This window comes from Mesorhizobium sp. WSM3859 (genome assembly GCF_002295065.1).
Classification (GTDB): Bacteria; Pseudomonadota; Alphaproteobacteria; order Rhizobiales; family Rhizobiaceae; genus Mesorhizobium.
The window spans coordinates 375,733-392,372 of record NZ_NSGG01000004.1 but is presented as its reverse complement, the minus strand read 5'-3'; the positions used below and the strand labels follow the sequence as shown (position 1 = coordinate 392,372).

Below are 16,640 nucleotides of genomic sequence, written 5' to 3'. Positions count from 1 at the left end.
GTGAGCGGCCCTGGTGTCCGCTGGCTGTCGCTATTCTCGGACGAAGGTGTCGAGGCTGGTCCCAAAGGCACGCCAGGTTCCGACCTGCTTGCGGGAAGCGGTTTCGCCCTCCTTGCCGGTGATGGTGCTGCCCGCCACCGTCAACCACATCGTCTCCAGCTTGCCGTCCCGCAATATGCCGGTGTAGCTCACCGCGGCCGGGCCGGCCGTACCCTCGCCGGCGGCCGTCACTCCAATCACATCCCCATGCGCGATGCCGGATACCGGCACGGTCTGTCCATAGAAGCTGCTGTCTTCGAGCGCCGTGCGAAACTTGCCTTCGATCCGGCCGCCCTCCTCGCCGGTTATGTCGAGGATTGACCCATACTGATTACGCCATCTGCCAAGCCAAGGCATTCCGCTCCTCCACGACTGCACCGTCTTCGTCTTCGGCGGATTCGGACCTGCACCTAGCGCACCGTTCCGGGCGGTCAAGTGACCGCCAAGACGTGGTCGGGACCAAGCAAAGCAGGCAGCTTGGGTTCCCGCAAATTGAAAAGGGGCGGCTCTGGCGCCGCCCCTTTTCCCACTGGGAGGATAAACTCTATCGACCGTTCAAGCGGCCTGGGCTTCGCCGGCGATCGCGTCGGCGGCGCGTGCGGCCTTCAGCACCTTCGCCCACCAGGCGACGTCGTTGACCAGCGCGGCGGCAGCCTGGTTCAGATGCTCGATGTCCTCGAGCTTCTTCTCGCCCTGGCGCACCGCAAGGAAATCGCCCCAGGCGATATGCACGGCCGACTTGACCGGCGCCATCTGCAGCTCGACGGCGATCAGACGGAGCTGTTCGACAGCTCGCGCGCCGCCGACCGAGCCATAGCCGACAAAGCCGGCCGGCTTCTTGTTCCATTCATTGGCGGCGTAATCGATGGCGTTCTTCAAGACACCGGTCGGCGCGTGATTGTATTCGGCGGCGGTGAAGATGAAGCCGTCGAACTCGGCGACCTTCTTCTGCCAGCGCTGCGCCACTTCATTCTGCGACGGCGCCCAGGCGGAGGAAGCGACTTCGTCGAAGAAGGGCAGCGGCCAGTCGCGCAGATCGACGATCTCGACGTCGATATCGGCATGGGCCTTGGCGATCTTGGCGATCCACTGCGTCGGCACATCGGCGAAGCGGGCGGCGCGCGTCGAACCGACGACAATGGCGATTTTGGGCTTGGACATAAGGGACTCTCCTTGCGGGAATTTCTGGTATCGTTTGGATACCGGCGCTATATGTGATACTGACAAATTGGCGCGCAAGGAGGCACGTTTTTGTTACTGAGGCACCCGCATATCACTGAGGACTGCCGTGCCGTGTCGGAAATCCTGCAACGGGTCGGCGACAAATGGACCGTTCTCGTGGTCGGCAAGCTGGGCGACGGCGCGCTGCGCTTCAATGAATTGCGCGCCGCCGTTGGCGGTATTTCGCAAAAGATGCTGACCACCACTTTGCGCGGTCTGGAACGCGACGGCTTCGTCACGCGCAAAGTGTTTCCGACCATTCCCCCGCGTGTCGACTACGAGCTGACCGAGCTCGGCCACGAGCTGCTCGTGCCGGTCGGCGCGCTTGGCGAATGGGCACGCAAGAACACCAATCGGGTCCGCGAAGCGCGGGCGAGATTCGACAGCCAGCAGGCTTGAAGCCCTTGTAGTTCAAAGGTTTCTGAACCATTGGATGACCCGTGCGGCTCGGCGCCGGATCTATCGTATCTTCCGGCTTTGATCGGACCTCCCGCGGCTCGGCAGCCGGCCTCGCAGGTGTCTGGGTGCATCCATCTCGACAAAGATGAATGTCTTTAGCCGGCCATCGATCAGGCGCTTACAGCGGGAGTGTTGCAGCACGCCGTCGAGCAGTTCACCTGCTGCGCGGCCTTCTTGTCGATCGCCTTCGGATTCTTCACGCAGGCGACGCGTGGAAGGTCTTTGCTGACCTCCATGTAGGCCGTAATGCCAAGCAGGCAGACCAAAGCAATAAGGGCTGCCACGAGCCAGCCGTTCAGCATGTGTTGACGCATTGTTTTCCCCTCGCGACCTCAAGATGGGCCGCGAAGGCAACCATTGGATGTCGCGAAGCGCGTCTACGGCGCGAGCATTGTTACAAAGCGCAGGCTTGGGAGAATCGGAGCCTGTCAGCTCTCGGCCGGAACCGGCTTCGGCTTGCCTTCGCCGTCCAGCGCCACCATGACGAAATCGGCATGGGTGACCTTTTCCATCAGGTCGGACAGATAGCGTTGCGCCCAGGCCTCGACCTTGAGCACCATCGAGGTGCGGCCGACGCGCTCGACATGGGTGTAGATGCAGAGCGTGTCGCCGATCTTCATTGGCTTGGCGAAGGACATCTCTTTGACCGCGGCGGTGACCACGCGACCCTTGGCGCGCTCGGCCGCTCGGATGCCGCAGGCAAGGTCCATCTGCGCCATCACCCAGCCGCCGAAGATGTCGCCGGCCGCATTGGCGTCGGATGGCATGGCGAGCGTGCGCAGCGTGAGGTCGCCAAGCGGTTTTCCGTCCGCGTAATGCACCATGAGGAAATCCTTCAGCCGCTGCTTTCCTGAACCCGTACCAATGCGGTTGCGATGTCGCAAGCTTTGCTGAAAGCGAAAACCACGCCGCCGGAGCGGTCGCTTTTTTCACAAGCCATGCCGGAAGGTCCGGCGACGACGTGAACCGGCAATGTCTAGGCTAGGCCGCGAATTTCGGAGCGCGCCCGCTTATCATGCAGACTTATGACTTCATCATCGTCGGCTCCGGCTCGGCTGGTTCGGTCGTGGCCGACAAATTGTCGGCTTCGGGCCGCTTCTCGGTGCTGGTGCTGGAGGCCGGCGGAACCGATCAAAGGTTCTACGTCCAGATGCCGCTCGGCTACGGCAAGACCTTCTTCGACCCGACCGTCAACTGGAACTACAAGGCCGAGCCGGACCCCGGCTTAGCGGGCAATGCCGACCACTGGCCGCGCGGCAAGCTGCTCGGCGGCTCGAGCTCGATCAATGCCATGGTCTTCATCCGCGGCGCGCGCGAGGATTTTGACGCCTGGGCCGCCGCCGGCAATCCGGGCTGGAGTTATGAAGATCTGCTGCCCTCGTTCAAGGCGATGGAGGACAATGACGCCGGCGCCGATCGATGGCGCGGTGTCGGCGGCCCGCTGCGTATCACCGATTGTTCGCGCGCTGTGCACCCGCTGACCAAGCGCTATCTGGCGGCCGCCGAGCAGGCCGGCCTGCCCTTCAATCCGGATTTCAACGGCGCCTCCCAGGAAGGCGTCGGCGTCTATCAGATCACCACCAAGAACGGCCGCCGCATGTCCGCCGCCCGCGCCTTCCTGCGGCCGGCGATGAAACGCGGCAACGTTCGCGTGGAGACCAACGCGTTGGCGACAAGAATCCTGTTCGAGGGCAAACGCGCCGTCGGCATAGAATATGAACAGAACGGCGAGAAGAAGACGGCACGCGCCGGCCGCGAGGTGATCCTTTCCGGAGGCTCGATCAACTCGCCGCAATTGCTGCAGCTGTCCGGCGTCGGGCCCTCGGCGCTGCTTGGCAACCTCGGCATCCCGGTCGTCCATGCCAACGACAATGTCGGCGCCAATCTGCAGGACCATGTCGGCATCAACTACACTTTTAAAGGCAAGCTGCCGACGCTGAACCAGATCCTGCGGCCATGGTGGGGCAAGCTGCTCGTCGGCATGCAATACATCCTCTTGCGCTCCGGACCGCTCTCGCTGTCGATGAACAATGCCGGCGGCTTCTTCCGCACCGACGCCTCGATGAGGCGGCCGAACATGCAGCTTTATTTCCAGGCCTTCTCGACCGTCATCCCGAAGAGCGGCGAACGTCCGATCCTGACGCCTGACCCCTGGCCGGGCTTCTCGATCGGCCTGTCGAACTGCCGGCCGTCCAGCCGCGGCGAGATCATGATCCGCTCGAGCAACCCGCGCGACTATCCGAGGATCACGCCCAACGCCTATTCGACCAATGCCGATGTCGACGAGATGCTGGCGGCCGTGAAGTTCGTGCGCAGGATCGCCGCAATGCCGGCCATGGCCGAGATCATCGAGGAAGAGGTGCTGCCTGGACCCTCGATACAATCGGACGCCGACCTGATCCAGGATTTCAGGAAACGCTCGGGCACCGTCTATCATCCGGTCTCGACCTGCCGCATGGGACCCGACGCCGCGCGCGCCGTTGTCGATCCGCGGCTCAAGGTGCACGGGCTGGACGGCCTGCGCGTCATCGACGCTTCGATTTTCCCCGACAACATCACGGGCAACACCAACGCCGCCTCGATCCTGACCGGATGGAAAGGCGCCGACCTGGTTCTGGAGGATCAGAAATGAAAATCACCGACATGAAGACCTGGGTTGTCGGCAACCCGCCGCCCGGCATCGGCGGCAAGTATTTCATCTTCGTCAAGCTCACCACCGATGGCGGCGTGGTCGGCTATGGCGAAGCCTACAACGCCACCTTCTCGGCGCATGTCACCGCCAGGATGATCGAGGACATGGCCGAGCGCTATCTCGTCGGACGCGACCCGCACGACATCGAAAATCTGTTCCGCCGCATCTATTCCTCCGGCTTCACGCAACGCCCCGACGTCTCCGGCATGGGCTGCTTTTCCGCGCTGGAAATGGCCTGCTGGGACATCATCGGCAAGGAGGCGAACAAGCCAGTCTATAAGCTGCTTGGCGGCCAGGTGCACGAGACGCTGCGCTCCTATACCTATCTCTATCCGCACACCGGCAGCGTCCATTCGGAAGATGCGCGCGGCCGGAATGTCTACAACGACCCCGACATGGCTGCCGCCTGCGCGCTCGAATATGTCGAGCAGGGCTTCAACGCCGTGAAGCTTGACCCGGCCGGCCCCTACACCGCCTATGACGGCCACCAGCCGCGCCTGATCGACATCGACCTTTCGGCGCGAATGATCAAGGCGATCCGTGAGGCTGTCGGCACCAGGGCCGACATCCTTTTTGGCACGCATGGCCAGTTCACCGCATCCGGCGCGCTGCGCCTGGCGCGCGCCATCGAGCCTTACGATCCACTGTGGTTCGAGGAGCCGGTGCCGCCTGATATGCCCGAGGTGATGGCGCAGGTCGCCCGCGGCACCTCGATCCCGATCGCCACCGGCGAGCGGCTGACCACGAAATTCGAGTTCGCCCGCGTCATCGAAAACCGCGCCGCGACCATCCTGCAGCCGGATCTCGGCCGCTCGGGCGGCATCTTGGAAACCAAGAAGATCGCCGCCATGGCGGAGGCCTACCACATCCAGGTCGCGCCGCACTGCTATTGCGGCCCGATCGTCGGCGCCGCCAACATCCAGCTTGCCGTCACCCTGCCCAACTTCCTCATCCTGGAATCGCTCAAGCAGTGGGATGGTTTTCACGCCACCCTGCTCAAGAAGAAGATCGAATGGCAGGACGGCAACGTCATCCCGTCGAAGGAGCCGGGCCTCGGCGTCGAGCTCGACGAGGCGGTCTGCGATGCGCATCCCTATAGCGGCAAGGACCTGCATCTGCAGATGATGCAGACGCCGCTGATGCCGTGACCACCGCTTACGCCTTCATCGGGCTCGGCCATCTCGGCGGCAATCTTGCCGCCAGCCTGCTGCGCCACGGCTTCGCCGTCACCGTTGTCGACCGTGACCCGGCGGCGGTCGAACGCCTCGTCGCGCTCGGCGCCACGGCGGCGGCGAGCCCGGCCGAAGCCGCCGCCCGCGCCGGCAATGCGATCACCTGCCTGCCGTCGCCAAAGGTCAGCGAAGCGGTGCTGGCCGGCTCGGACGGATTGCTCCAGGGACTGCCCAAGGGCGGCACCTGGATCGAAATGTCGACCAATGGTCGCGACGAGATTGTACGGCTTGCCGCGCTTGCTTCGGCCAAGGGCGTCGAGACGCTGGAATGCCCGGTCACCGGCGGCGTGCATCTTGCGGCTGCGGGCAGGATTACCGCCCTCGTCGGCGGCGACGCCGCGCTCTACGAACGCCATCGCCCGGCGATCGAAGCGATGTGCGCAAAATCCTTCCTGATGGGACCAGTCGGTGCGGCAGCGGTGATCAAGGTCATCACCAACATGCTGGCCTTCATCCATCTGGTCGCCGCCGGCGAGGCGTTGATGCTGGCCAAGCAAGGCGGGCTCGACCTCGCCCAGGCCTACCATGCCATCGTCGCCTCTTCCGGCAACAGCTTCGTCCACGAGACCGAAAGCCAGCTCATCCTGAACGGCTCCTACGACATTGGTTTCACCATGGACCTGGCGCTGAAGGATCTCGGCTTCGCGCTTGCCATGGGCCGGGATTTCGGCGCGCCGCTCGATCTGGCGACACGCGTCAACGCGATCTTCGAGGAAGGCAAGCGTGCTTATGGCGGCGACGCCTGGTCGACGCAGATCGTCAAGCTGCTCGAGGATGCGGTCGGCGTGGAGCTTCGCGCGCCGGGCTTTCCGGCCAGGCTCGAACTGTAATCCGGCTAAAATTTAGCCAGCTGTTTCAATCGCCTGACTGCGCCGGTTGAATCGGCCTCTCAAGCAGTTGATTCAACCTCTCAGCGTCAGCGCGCCAGGCAGGATTTCGAATGTCGCCGGAATCCGGCCTGGTGACTCCCCGTCTATGTCGACCAGCGCGCCGTTCTTCTCGGCATCGCCCAGAGGCTCAACCAGCACCTTGCGGCCACGCAGGATGGTGATGGCCGGATGGTTGCGATGCCGTCCGCCATAGAGCAGGCGAATGTCCCTGATCAGGCCGAGCTTGCCGGCGGCGCGCAGGATGACGATGTCGAACTGGCCGTCGGCAAGTTCGGCGTCCGGGGCGATCATCATGCCGCCGCCGAAGAATTTGCCGTTGGCCACCGCCACCAGCGCCATGCGCGCCTCGACCGGCTCGCCGTCGTCGATGGTGATCCGAACGTCCTGGAAGCGATAGCGGACGAACTCCAGCACCGTGCGCCAGAAGAACAGCGCCTTGGCCGAGACCCTGCCCTTGCGCTTGTCGGCATTGACGGCGCGATCGGTGGCGCCGGACAGGCCAAGGCTGGCGATGTTGATGAAGTGGCGGCTGGCCAGCGCGCCATGATCGTCGATATAGCAGACGCGGCCGGCGTCGATTTTCCGGCCCTTGGCATCCGCCATTTGCTTGACCGAGGCGCCTATGCCGCGCGGCAGGCCAAGCCCCCGCGCGAAGTCGATGCCGGTGCCGCAGGGCAGAAGTCCAAGCGCGCTTTCATGACCGATCTCGGATTGTGCCTGCAGCAGCCCGTCGGCCACCTCGCTGGCGGTGCCATCGCCGCCGGCCGCGATCACCAGCTCGCATCCGCCGGCCGCGAGGTCGATCGCCAGCCGCTCGGCGTCGCCGCTGGCTTGCGTCTCGCGCAGTTCGAAATCGCCGAAATTCGCCTTGAGCGATGCCGCCGCCTCCGCCCAGTGCCGCTTGAGGCTGCCGCCTCCGGCAATCGGATTGAGAACCACCCCGACCTTCAATCCGACCTCCCCCGAGGCACATCGCGCAAATGCGCGGCAGAGTTCATGCTGGCGCCCAAACTCTTTTGCCGACATTCAAACGCGGACCGGTCGGCGGAGCAAGGCTCCAACATCCAAGGTCGCTAAAAAAGCGGGGCAGGCTGTCTAAGGGGTTCGGCCGCCGAATTCCGAGGCTTTTGCCGTTGGTCCCCGATAATCCCGCTATCCACAGGCGGGTGGGCATTCCGCAAACCGCTTACCCGGCGTACATTCAACCCATCTCAGGCGGCCACTGAACGCCCCAGCCGAAAGGCAAAAGCGCAAGGCGGATTTCCTGAGGCCCGTACGGCCCAGAACGAGAGCAGGCTCGCCTGTTGGAGGGACGGATGCCGAGACCTACGGGTACCGCGGAAAGCGTGCCAACGCCGACGGCGGACCGATGCTGCCATGAAGGCCGGGAAAAACCTTCGATGGCACGCTGGGCGAAGCCCGCAAGGGTGGAGATCGGCGTGGTCTGGAACGGGCGCTGCCTTCGGGTGGCGACTGGCAGGACCGTCAAAATCAAGGCTGGCATGGCGCGACGACTTTACGGAAGTTGCTGCCTCGACCGGTTCCTGATCTGACAGGGAGGCGCTGGGAGAAATCCCAGCGCCGACTGCCTTTTTGGGACGGCCAGGCCTGCCTGAGGCATTTCGGTCACAGTCGCCGCCTGAGCAACCTTCGGAAACGCCCCGTCATCCACATTTCACAATCGCGGCCAAATCCCGCCTTGTTCGGCATGGATTGATGCATGTGGGGAATGGGTAGCAATTTCGAAGGGACAAGACCGTGATCAAGACCGCCCTTGTCGCCATGACCATTGTCGGCTGCGACTGCGACGCGAAGCTGTGCGAATATATCGGCGAGACGCCGGCCAAATGGGCGACGATCGCCGACTGCGAGGCGGCGATGAAGAGCCAGATGCTGCATCAGCGCAATTTCAATTATCCGCTGGTTTCAGGCATCTGCCGCGTCAAGGGCTCGGCCTCTTCCTCCGAGCTTGCCGCGAAAGCCTCCAGGCCGGATCTGAAGCCCAGGAACCGCGTCGTCGAAACCCTCGCCCCGCTGCCGCCCGAGTTGGACCATCGCCCGAGCGCTCCAGTCGGCGGAATGGTGACCGCCAGCGAAACCGAAGCCGCGAAGCCGGTTGCCTTCGATGGATCGGTCGACGGCGGCCGCGCCGTGCTTTACCGCACCAAGGCCGGCTATGCCGTGGTCAAGACCGACCTCAGCCGCGCCGCCGGCGCAACGGTGGACGCTGCGAAGCGCTCGGCAAGCTGGCTGGCCGGTCTGACAGGTCTTTGATCCAAGCCTGCACAGTTTGATCTTCAAACGCCGATGACAATTAGCGTGGGCCGGTTCGCAAGCCGCAGCCCCGATTGATAAAGCCGACACATTGCCCGAAGATAATGCGCAAGGATATTGGCCTTGGCCGGGGGGTGTCATGACAATTGCCATTCGTATCGCGCTATGCCTGCTGCTAGCGCTCGCTCCCTTGCACGCTCGCGCGCAAAACGACGACAAGGCGATGATGATCGCCTCCGACGACGCCGAAATGGCCGCGGCGATCGACAAGGCGCGATCGAGCCTCGATGAATTCCTGGCTTTGTCCGACACTCCGCCGCCGGGTACCGACAAGTTCAAGCTGAAAGTGATGATCGCCGATGGAAATGCGACGGAGCATTTCTGGGTCATCCCTTTCAAGCGGACCGAGACGGGCTTCGTCGGCATATTGGCGAACGAGCCGGAAATCGTCCGCAACGTCGTGCTCGGCCAGAACATCGAATTCACCAGGGACGATATCTCCGACTGGGGCTACACCAAAAACGGTCATCAGGTCGGCAGCTTCACCGTCTGCGTGATGCTCAAGAAGATGTCTAAGGAAGAGGCCGATTACATGCGTACCCAATACGGCTTCGACTGCTGAACCCTAGTCTAGTCGGCAGCTTCGTCTCTCGCGCCAATCTTTCGTACCAGCGCCGCGGTCGCCAGCATGGCGCCGAGATCGGTGATCATCGGCGCAACATGCCTGTTGTAGTCGATCGGTTGCGAAATATCCGGCAGCTCGAAAAAGTTCTTCGAGCGCGGCATCAACAGAAAGCCGTCGCTGCCGCTGAGCGCTACCCGCGCCTGGTCGTAGGGCCATGTCTCGCGCAGCCAGGTCAGAGCCTGCGCCATCCGGCCGGTCACCAGCGGCCGCGCCGCCTCGACATTGTCGGTGCGGAATTCATAGGTGTCATCGAGGTCTTCGACGCCGGTTGACAGTTCCTGCATCTTCGAGGCGAACATGCCGCGAAAGAAGTGCGCTACCTTACCGGCCTTGCGCGCCGCAACCAGCGTTCCCGGGAACGGCTCGATGGTCTCGAAGGCGACGATGACGCCCTTGAAGGCAACCGTCTCGCTCTTGCCGGAGCCCTCCCAGAGCTTCGCCTCATAGAGCTCGAAGGGAAAATCCTCGTAGCGCCCCGAAATGACGTCGTCGAAGCCCTGCCGGTTGAAGGCGCCGACCGTTTCGCGCGGCATCCTGTCGAAGGAGTTCGGCCGCGCGCCATGCTGGTAGCGGACATCGCGCACGAAGCCGAAGATCATCGGCAGCAGCGTATCGCGGAAGGATTGCTGCAACCGGGTCGCCGGCCTCAGCGCCTGGAAATAGAGCACCACCGCGACGATCATGCCGCCGAGATAGAGAAAGACATGCGGCGTCGAGAGCCACTGCTCGTGCGGATCGGCGGCGGCGTTGAACAGCCAGGCTATCAGCGCGACGAAGACGACGACCAGGCCGACGAACACCGGCACTCGCCAGCGGACCTGTCCCTGAACCGACGCCCGTTTCGCCTCATACTCCTCGATGCCGCGCCTGATGCCCGCGATCACCGCCTCGCTCGGCATGAAATCCGCTGCTTCCATGGCCACCCCCGGCCGCCGCTGAGATCGGCTTATGATAGCGGCTTTTGCGCGAAAGTCGCCTGCGCCCGCGGCGATCGGCAACTAGTTCGCGAGAGCAGGAAAAATCGCCTCCAGCCGCGCCGTAACCCTTTGCTTGAGCGGGCCATCCAGCGCCTCCACCGGCACCAGCCGCTCGTGATTGCCTGCTCGGAGCCGCATGAAGAAATGCTGCCGGTAGGCGGCGATCATGCCGCGCGTGGCGGGATCGGCGCTGACATCGACCACGAATATCGAGCCGATGCGTGCCGGCCATGGTGGCCTAGCCAAGGCAGTGCCGAGGAAATCGCCGAGCCCATAGGCGGTGACGCTGCCGCCGATGCGCTCGACCGGTTGCACGACATGGGCATGATGCCCGACGATCAGCCGAGCGCCAGAATGCGCCAGCCGCTTCGCCAACGCCCGCGTCGCCGGCCTCGGAAAATGCCGGAACTCCCAATCCCAATGCGGCACCGCGCAAAGCAGGTCGATGTCGGAAGCAGCCTCGCGCGACCATTCGGCGGCACGCACGGAGATACGTTCCTCAAATGGCGCGGCGCCGGTGTTACGCCAGAGCGTGAAGGCCGCAAAGCCGATCGTCAGCGATCCGGCGGCATGACGCTGGACAGGTCCGTCGGCAGCCGTGCCGATGGTCCGGATCCCGAGCCGGCTGAGCGCCGCGAGCGTTTCCTCGAAACCGCCAATCCCCTGGTCGAGCACATGATTGTTGGCCAGCGACAGAATGAGCCTGTCGCGCGCGACGCCGGCGGCTGCAAGCGCACCGGCCAGGAAACGCTCGCTCATCGCGTGATGCGTGCCGAGCCTTGTGCCCATCGCCGCGCGTGGGCGCTCGACGATCGGACTTTCGCAATTGCCGACCACGAGGTCGGCCGATGAAAGCAGCGTGGAGATCGCCGGATCGCATTCCGGCGCTTCGCGATTGGCGACCGCCGAAATGTCGCCGACGAACGCCAGCCGCACGGTCCGCATCGGCGGCGGATCGATCAACGTCGCCTTGGACGCACCGAAACCATTGCTGTCGCCGCCAAGCGACGGTCTCAGTAGGCGCGGCAGCCAGGACAGCTTGTAGGAAAGCGGATAATTCGACACGGGCAGGTCCAGTTTTGCTTTCTCTAGACTGTCTGCCCGTCCGGTTGAAGCCGGGCGCTATTGTGAAAGCGCGCCTGCCAGTCGGCACGGACCGGAGGACGCCACGAGCCCAATGCGTGTATGCTTGCGACAAGACGCATGTGGAGGGCGATGACGATGCGTAGAGTGATCCTTGCAGCAGCCTTGTTTGCATTTCTGCCGGCGTCCTTCGCCTGGGCGGAGATGCCGGACGCAGCCAAGTCTTTGTTCGAGGCGAAGAGCGTGGCCGAGCGGAACACAGCGCTATCGACGCTGGAGGCGGCGGCGGCCAAGGACCCGGCCTCGGCCTACGCCGCCGGCGCCGGCGAATTCTTCACCGCGCTGGAGGTCCTCGCCGGCGGTCTGCATCGCCACGGCTTCGAGAGCCCGAAATCCTTCATGCTGCCGCTGATGCAGCTGCCTGTGCCGGACAACCCCAACCCGCAACCGCTGACCTATGAGGAATTCCGTGCCATCCTGGTCTCCTTCCGCGACCGGCTCGAAAAATCCGCCGCCACGCTGGGCTCAGTCCCGGCCAACGCCGACATCGGCATCGAGGTCGACCTCACCCGCGCCGGTATCGACCTCAACGAAGACGGCACGATCGCGCCCGACGAAAGCTTCGCCGCGATCATGGCCTCGCTCGCGCACGGCAGTATCGACACCGGCAACGCCGCGCCTGCACTCACCTTCCGCTTCGATCGCGCCGACGGTTTCTGGCTGCAAGGCTATGCCGAGTTCCTGATGGCGCAGGCCGATTTCTGGCTGGCGCATGATTTCAAGGCCATGTTCGACGGCTCGTTCCACATGCTGTTCCCGCGCGCGAAACTGCCACTGCAGGACGCGCTGGTGCCGCTCGACGGTGGCATGAGCGGCAACATGTTCGCCTCGGAATGGCGTTTCGCCGACTTCATCTCGCTGGTGCATCTCGTCAACTGGCCGGTGATCGAGCCGGAACGCCGGCAGGCCGCGCGACGCCATCTCCTGGAGATGATCCGGCTGTCGCGTGAGGACTGGAAAGCAATCCTGGCCGAGACCGACAATGACCGCGAATGGCTGCCGGGGCCGCAGCAGAAGGGTGCCAATCCCCTGACCGGCCTCGCAGTCGGCCAGGAGCAGGTCACTGCCTGGCTCGCCACGCTGACGGTGGCCGAGGATCTTCTCGAAGGCCGCGCGCTGCTGCCGCATTTCCGCATCACCGGCAAAGGCATCAACATGAAGCGCTTCTTCGACGAGCCGAAACCTTTCGACCTCGTCCTGTCGATCACCGGCCCCGGCATCGCGCCTTACCTCGAAAGCGGCAGGATCCTCACCAGCGACGATTTCGACCAGATCCAGCGCGAGTTCGGCGGCGCCGGGTTTTTGACGTTCGCGCTCTGGTTCAATTGAAGACCTAGCAGGACTTCGGTTCCTCGCCCACGGAACGTCGGGAGAGGTGGCTCGGCGAAGCCGAGACGGAGCAGGGGAGCGCCGGTTCGGATGTCGAAAGCGCCTCGACGAGAAGGGCTTCCGCCTTACGAAGCCCCCTCTCCGTCCGCTCCGCGGACACCTCTCCCCCGCCTCTGGCGGGGGGCGAGCAACCTGGTCGGTGTTAGCCTCGCCCAGCGGATCATGACGCCTCTCCTGACAGCCTTCTGTCAGCAGCATCCGCGCCCGGCCGGCGCCCTTTCACTCGGCCCTTTCCATTTTGGCCGAGTCCACCCATATTCGGGCCATGGCCAGACATCCTGACAAGAAGACGCCTTCGCAAGACGGCGCGCCGAAGCGGCGCAGCCCGCTGACCGACTTCCTCGACGCCGCCGAGCCGTTGAACCCCGGCGGCTTTGCCGAGGCGCCGCAGGCCGACTTCACCGGCGCGACGCTGACCGGCTCGATCTCCGATTGGGCCGGGCAGATCGAGCGCGAGGCGGAAAAGCAGCCGAAGGCGAAAGCCCCGAAGAAGATTCCCGAGCGCTCGTCGGCGCCCGGGCGGACCGCGCGCGGCACCTCGATGGGCGGCGCGGCCTCGGCCAAGGAGCGCGCCGCCGCCGGTCTCAACCCGGTCGCCGGCCTCGACATCAGCCTGGAGGATGCGGAGTCGGTTTCGTCCGGCGGCGTTACCGCGACCGTCGCGGCGCTGTCGGCGCTGATCGAATCCGGCAACCCGCTGCACAAGGACGGCCAGCTCTGGACGCCGCACCGTCCGGCCCGTCCGGAGAAGTCGGAAGGCGGCATCGCCATCAAGATGGTGTCGGATTTCGAGCCGGCCGGCGACCAGCCGACCGCCATCAAGGACCTCGTCGAAGGCGTCGACCGGAACGACCGCACTCAGGTGCTGCTCGGCGTCACCGGCTCGGGCAAGACCTTCACCATGGCCAAGGTGATCGAGGAGACGCAGCGCCCTGCCCTGATCCTAGCGCCCAACAAGACGCTGGCCGCGCAGCTCTACGCCGAGTTCAAGAAATTCTTCCCCGAGAACGCGGTCGAGTATTTCGTCTCCTATTACGACTATTACCAGCCGGAGGCGTATGTGCCCCGGACCGACACCTATATCGAGAAGGAATCCTCGATCAACGAGCAGATCGACCGCATGCGCCACTCGGCGACGCGTTCGCTGCTGGAGCGCGACGACGTCATCATCGTCGCTTCCGTGTCCTGCATCTACGGTATCGGCTCGGTCGAGACCTATACGGCGATGACCTTCCAGATGCAGGTCGGCGACCGGCTCGACCAGCGCTCGCTCCTCGCCGACCTCGTCGCCCAGCAATACAAACGCCAGGACATCAATTTCGTGCGCGGCTCGTTCCGCGTGCGCGGCGACACGATCGAAATCTTTCCGGCCCACCTCGAGGATCGCGCCTGGCGCATCTCGATGTTCGGCGACGAGATCGAGTCCATCACCGAATTCGATCCGCTGACCGGGCAGAAGACCGGCGAACTGAAGAGCGTCAAGATTTACGCCAACTCGCACTATGTGACGCCGCGCCCGACCTTGAATCAAGCCATCAAGTCGATCAAGGAAGAACTCAAGCATCGCCTGCAAGAGCTTGAAAAGGCTGGACGATTGCTGGAGGCGCAGCGGCTTGAGCAGCGCACGCGCTTCGACCTGGAGATGCTGGAGGCGACCGGCTCCTGCGCCGGCATCGAGAACTATTCGCGCTATCTCACCGGCCGGGCCCCGGGCGAGCCGCCGCCGACTTTGTTCGAATATGTGCCCGACAACGCCCTGATCTTCATCGACGAAAGCCACGTCACCGTGCCGCAGATCGGCGGCATGTATCGCGGCGACTTTCGCCGCAAAGCGACGTTGGCCGAATACGGCTTCCGCCTTCCCTCCTGCATGGACAACCGGCCGCTGCGCTTCGAGGAATGGGACGCCATGCGCCCGCTTTCGGTCGCGGTTTCGGCGACGCCGGGCGGCTGGGAGATGGAGCAGTCCGGCGGCGTCTTCGCCGAGCAGGTCATCCGTCCGACCGGGCTGATCGATCCGCCGGTCGAGGTGCGTCCGGCCAAGAGCCAGGTCGACGACGTCGTCGGCGAGATCCGCGAGACGACGAGGCTGGGCTACCGCACGCTGGTGACCGTGCTGACCAAGCGCATGGCCGAGGACCTGACGGAGTACCTGCACGAGAATGGCATCCGCGTCCGCTACATGCATTCCGACATCGACACGCTGGAACGCATCGAGATCCTGCGCGACCTGCGCCTCGGCGCCTTCGACGTGCTGGTCGGCATCAACCTTCTGCGCGAAGGTCTCGACATCCCTGAATGCGGCTTCGTCGCCATCCTTGATGCCGACAAGGAAGGTTTTTTGCGCTCGGAAACCTCGCTGATCCAGACCATCGGCCGCGCCGCCCGCAATGTCGACGGAAAGGTCATCCTGTACGCCGACCAGATCACCGGCTCGATGGAACGCGCGATGGCGGAGACCAACCGCCGCCGCGAGAAGCAGATGGAATGGAACGCCGCCAACGGCATCACGCCGGAATCGGTCAAGTCGCGCATCGCCGACATTCTCGACTCGGTCTACGAGAAGGACCACGTCCGCGCCGACATCTCGCAGTTCACCAACGACGCCGGCGCCATGATCGGCAACAATTTGAAGACCCATCTCGAGGCGCTGGACAAACAGATGCGCGATGCCGCTGCCAATCTCGACTTCGAGAAGGCCGCGCACTTCCGCGACGAAATCAAGCGACTGCGCGAGATGGAGCTTGCCATCTCCGACGACCCGCTGGCGCGCGAGGTGGAAAGCCAAAGTCCGGCTTCAGGCCGCGAGAAGGGCAAGCACAACAAGGGCGTCGCCAGGCATCGCACGGCCGAGGAACAGGAGCGGTTCCGCGGGCTCGACGAAGCCCGCGCCGCCGAGGAAGCGGCCAAGGCTGCCCGGCCCAACCTGTTCCGCAAGCCGCATCTCGACGAGATGGGCGCCGACGGCGCCGTGCCGGTGAAGAAGCCGCTCTTCGCCAAGCCGTCGCTCGACGACATGGGCCCCGGCACGGACATGGCGACGCCGGCTGGTGCGGTATCGCGCTCGCTGTTCAAGAAGCAGTCTGCGCAGGAAGCGCACGGCTCCGACTTCGGCATTCCCGGCGACCGCACCAAGCCGTTGTTCAGGAAAAACTCGCTCGACGAGATGACAGTGCGGCGGACGGAAAAGCCGGTCGAGGGAAAAGTGCCGGCGAAGCCAAAGCCGATTTGTCCCACGCCGGAAGAGCGCGACGACAAACCGATCGTTCGCCAACGTTCGGGCATCGGTTCGTACGAGGACCCGGCCGACGAGCGCCGGCAAAAGCGGCGCCCGGGCAAGACCGGCCGGCCTGGGCAGTAGCGCCTTCTTCCTTCTCCCCTTGTGGGAGAAGGTGGATCGGCGCGCAGCGCCGAGACGGATGAGGGGTATTCCAGCGGAGTGAGAGGCTAGCAAACTTGCCGTCTCCTCCGGCGACGCCAAGCTGGAGCACCCCTCATCCGTCGCCTTCGGCGACACCTTCTCCCGCAAGGGGAGAAGGGAAGTACTCCACCGCCCCCTTGCCATCCGCCCTTCCCCCAGTGTACCCAATCTCCCAACTTGAACTCTGGAAAGGAGGGCTGCGTGTTTATCGATCACCA

16 protein-coding genes are annotated in these 16,640 nt (G+C 64.2%); 9 read left to right on the top strand and 7 right to left on the bottom strand.

Features of this window, described 5'->3' with window-relative positions; all coding sequences use genetic code 11:
* Positions 1 to 30: 30 nt before the first annotated feature.
* Both CK230_RS11855 and CK230_RS11850 read right to left on the bottom strand, forming a co-directional pair.
* A complete protein-coding gene (locus CK230_RS11855) occupies positions 31 to 396 on the bottom strand; it encodes an avidin/streptavidin family protein (protein WP_095817327.1) in 366 nt (121 codons plus the stop codon).
* Between the two features lie 198 nt (positions 397 to 594).
* Positions 595 to 1,200 carry an NADPH-dependent FMN reductase gene (locus CK230_RS11850; RefSeq protein ID WP_040989612.1) on the bottom strand — a complete coding sequence of 202 codons (606 nt, stop codon included), beginning with the start codon at positions 1,198 to 1,200 and terminating at the stop codon, positions 595 to 597.
* A 90-nt stretch (positions 1,201 to 1,290) separates the two neighbouring features.
* On the opposite strand from CK230_RS11850, the gene CK230_RS11845 reads away from it, so the two are divergent.
* Positions 1,291 to 1,659, top strand: a complete 369-nt coding sequence (locus tag CK230_RS11845; protein ID WP_095817326.1) for a helix-turn-helix domain-containing protein — start codon at positions 1,291 to 1,293, stop codon at positions 1,657 to 1,659.
* A gap of 170 nt (positions 1,660 to 1,829) precedes the next feature.
* Here CK230_RS11845 and CK230_RS32430 read toward each other — a convergent pair whose 3' ends face one another.
* Positions 1,830 to 2,033 (bottom strand): hypothetical protein, encoded by a 204-nt coding sequence (locus tag CK230_RS32430; protein ID WP_141246019.1) that lies wholly within the window; start codon positions 2,031 to 2,033, stop codon positions 1,830 to 1,832.
* Positions 2,034 to 2,147: 114 nt separating this feature from the next.
* Complete coding sequence (locus tag CK230_RS11835) at positions 2,148 to 2,543, bottom strand: acyl-CoA thioesterase (RefSeq protein ID WP_042646168.1); 396 nt, start codon at positions 2,541 to 2,543, stop codon at positions 2,148 to 2,150.
* Positions 2,544 to 2,734: 191 nt separating this feature from the next.
* On the opposite strand from CK230_RS11835, the gene CK230_RS11830 reads away from it, so the two are divergent.
* Genes CK230_RS11830 through CK230_RS11820 form a run of 3 tightly spaced genes read left to right on the top strand, consistent with a single transcriptional unit; the run spans position 2,735 to position 6,473 of the window.
* A complete protein-coding gene (locus tag CK230_RS11830) occupies positions 2,735 to 4,351 on the top strand; it encodes a GMC family oxidoreductase N-terminal domain-containing protein (protein ID WP_095817325.1) in 1,617 nt (538 codons plus the stop codon).
* Positions 4,348 to 5,559 (top strand): mandelate racemase/muconate lactonizing enzyme family protein, encoded by a 1,212-nt coding sequence (locus CK230_RS11825; protein WP_095817324.1) that lies wholly within the window; start codon positions 4,348 to 4,350, stop codon positions 5,557 to 5,559. Before CK230_RS11830 ends, CK230_RS11825 begins: the two co-directional genes overlap by 4 nt.
* Positions 5,556 to 6,473 carry an NAD(P)-dependent oxidoreductase gene (locus tag CK230_RS11820; protein WP_095817323.1) on the top strand — a complete coding sequence of 306 codons (918 nt, stop codon included), beginning with the start codon at positions 5,556 to 5,558 and terminating at the stop codon, positions 6,471 to 6,473. Before CK230_RS11825 ends, CK230_RS11820 begins: the two co-directional genes overlap by 4 nt.
* A gap of 72 nt (positions 6,474 to 6,545) precedes the next feature.
* Here CK230_RS11820 and CK230_RS11815 read toward each other — a convergent pair whose 3' ends face one another.
* Positions 6,546 to 7,484, bottom strand: a complete 939-nt coding sequence (locus tag CK230_RS11815) for a diacylglycerol kinase family protein (RefSeq protein ID WP_095817322.1) — start codon at positions 7,482 to 7,484, stop codon at positions 6,546 to 6,548.
* 449 nt (positions 7,485 to 7,933) lie between these two features.
* On the opposite strand from CK230_RS11815, the gene CK230_RS33440 reads away from it, so the two are divergent.
* The 3 genes from CK230_RS33440 (at position 7,934) to CK230_RS11805 (ending at position 9,429) form a co-directional block, all read left to right on the top strand.
* Positions 7,934 to 8,086, top strand: a complete 153-nt coding sequence (locus CK230_RS33440; RefSeq protein ID WP_210201476.1) for a hypothetical protein — start codon at positions 7,934 to 7,936, stop codon at positions 8,084 to 8,086.
* 205 nt (positions 8,087 to 8,291) lie between these two features.
* On the top strand, positions 8,292 to 8,807 hold the full coding sequence (locus CK230_RS11810; protein WP_095817321.1) for a hypothetical protein: 516 nt from the start codon (positions 8,292 to 8,294) through the stop codon (positions 8,805 to 8,807).
* A 139-nt stretch (positions 8,808 to 8,946) separates the two neighbouring features.
* Complete coding sequence (locus tag CK230_RS11805; protein ID WP_095817320.1) at positions 8,947 to 9,429, top strand: DUF2314 domain-containing protein; 483 nt, start codon at positions 8,947 to 8,949, stop codon at positions 9,427 to 9,429.
* 8 nt (positions 9,430 to 9,437) lie between these two features.
* Here CK230_RS11805 and CK230_RS11800 read toward each other — a convergent pair whose 3' ends face one another.
* Together CK230_RS11800 and CK230_RS11795 are read right to left on the bottom strand one after the other, a co-directional pair.
* A complete protein-coding gene (locus tag CK230_RS11800; RefSeq protein WP_095817319.1) occupies positions 9,438 to 10,409 on the bottom strand; it encodes a DUF3137 domain-containing protein in 972 nt (323 codons plus the stop codon).
* Between the two features lie 81 nt (positions 10,410 to 10,490).
* Positions 10,491 to 11,534 carry a CapA family protein gene (locus tag CK230_RS11795; protein ID WP_095817318.1) on the bottom strand — a complete coding sequence of 348 codons (1,044 nt, stop codon included), beginning with the start codon at positions 11,532 to 11,534 and terminating at the stop codon, positions 10,491 to 10,493.
* A 156-nt stretch (positions 11,535 to 11,690) separates the two neighbouring features.
* On the opposite strand from CK230_RS11795, the gene CK230_RS11790 reads away from it, so the two are divergent.
* Together CK230_RS11790 and uvrB are read left to right on the top strand one after the other, a co-directional pair.
* Complete coding sequence (locus CK230_RS11790; protein ID WP_245429886.1) at positions 11,691 to 12,941, top strand: hypothetical protein; 1,251 nt, start codon at positions 11,691 to 11,693, stop codon at positions 12,939 to 12,941.
* Between the two features lie 325 nt (positions 12,942 to 13,266).
* Entirely contained in the window at positions 13,267 to 16,362 is a 3,096-nt protein-coding gene (uvrB, locus tag CK230_RS11785; RefSeq protein ID WP_095817316.1) for an excinuclease ABC subunit UvrB, read from the top strand.
* Positions 16,363 to 16,640: the final 278 nt, after the last annotated feature.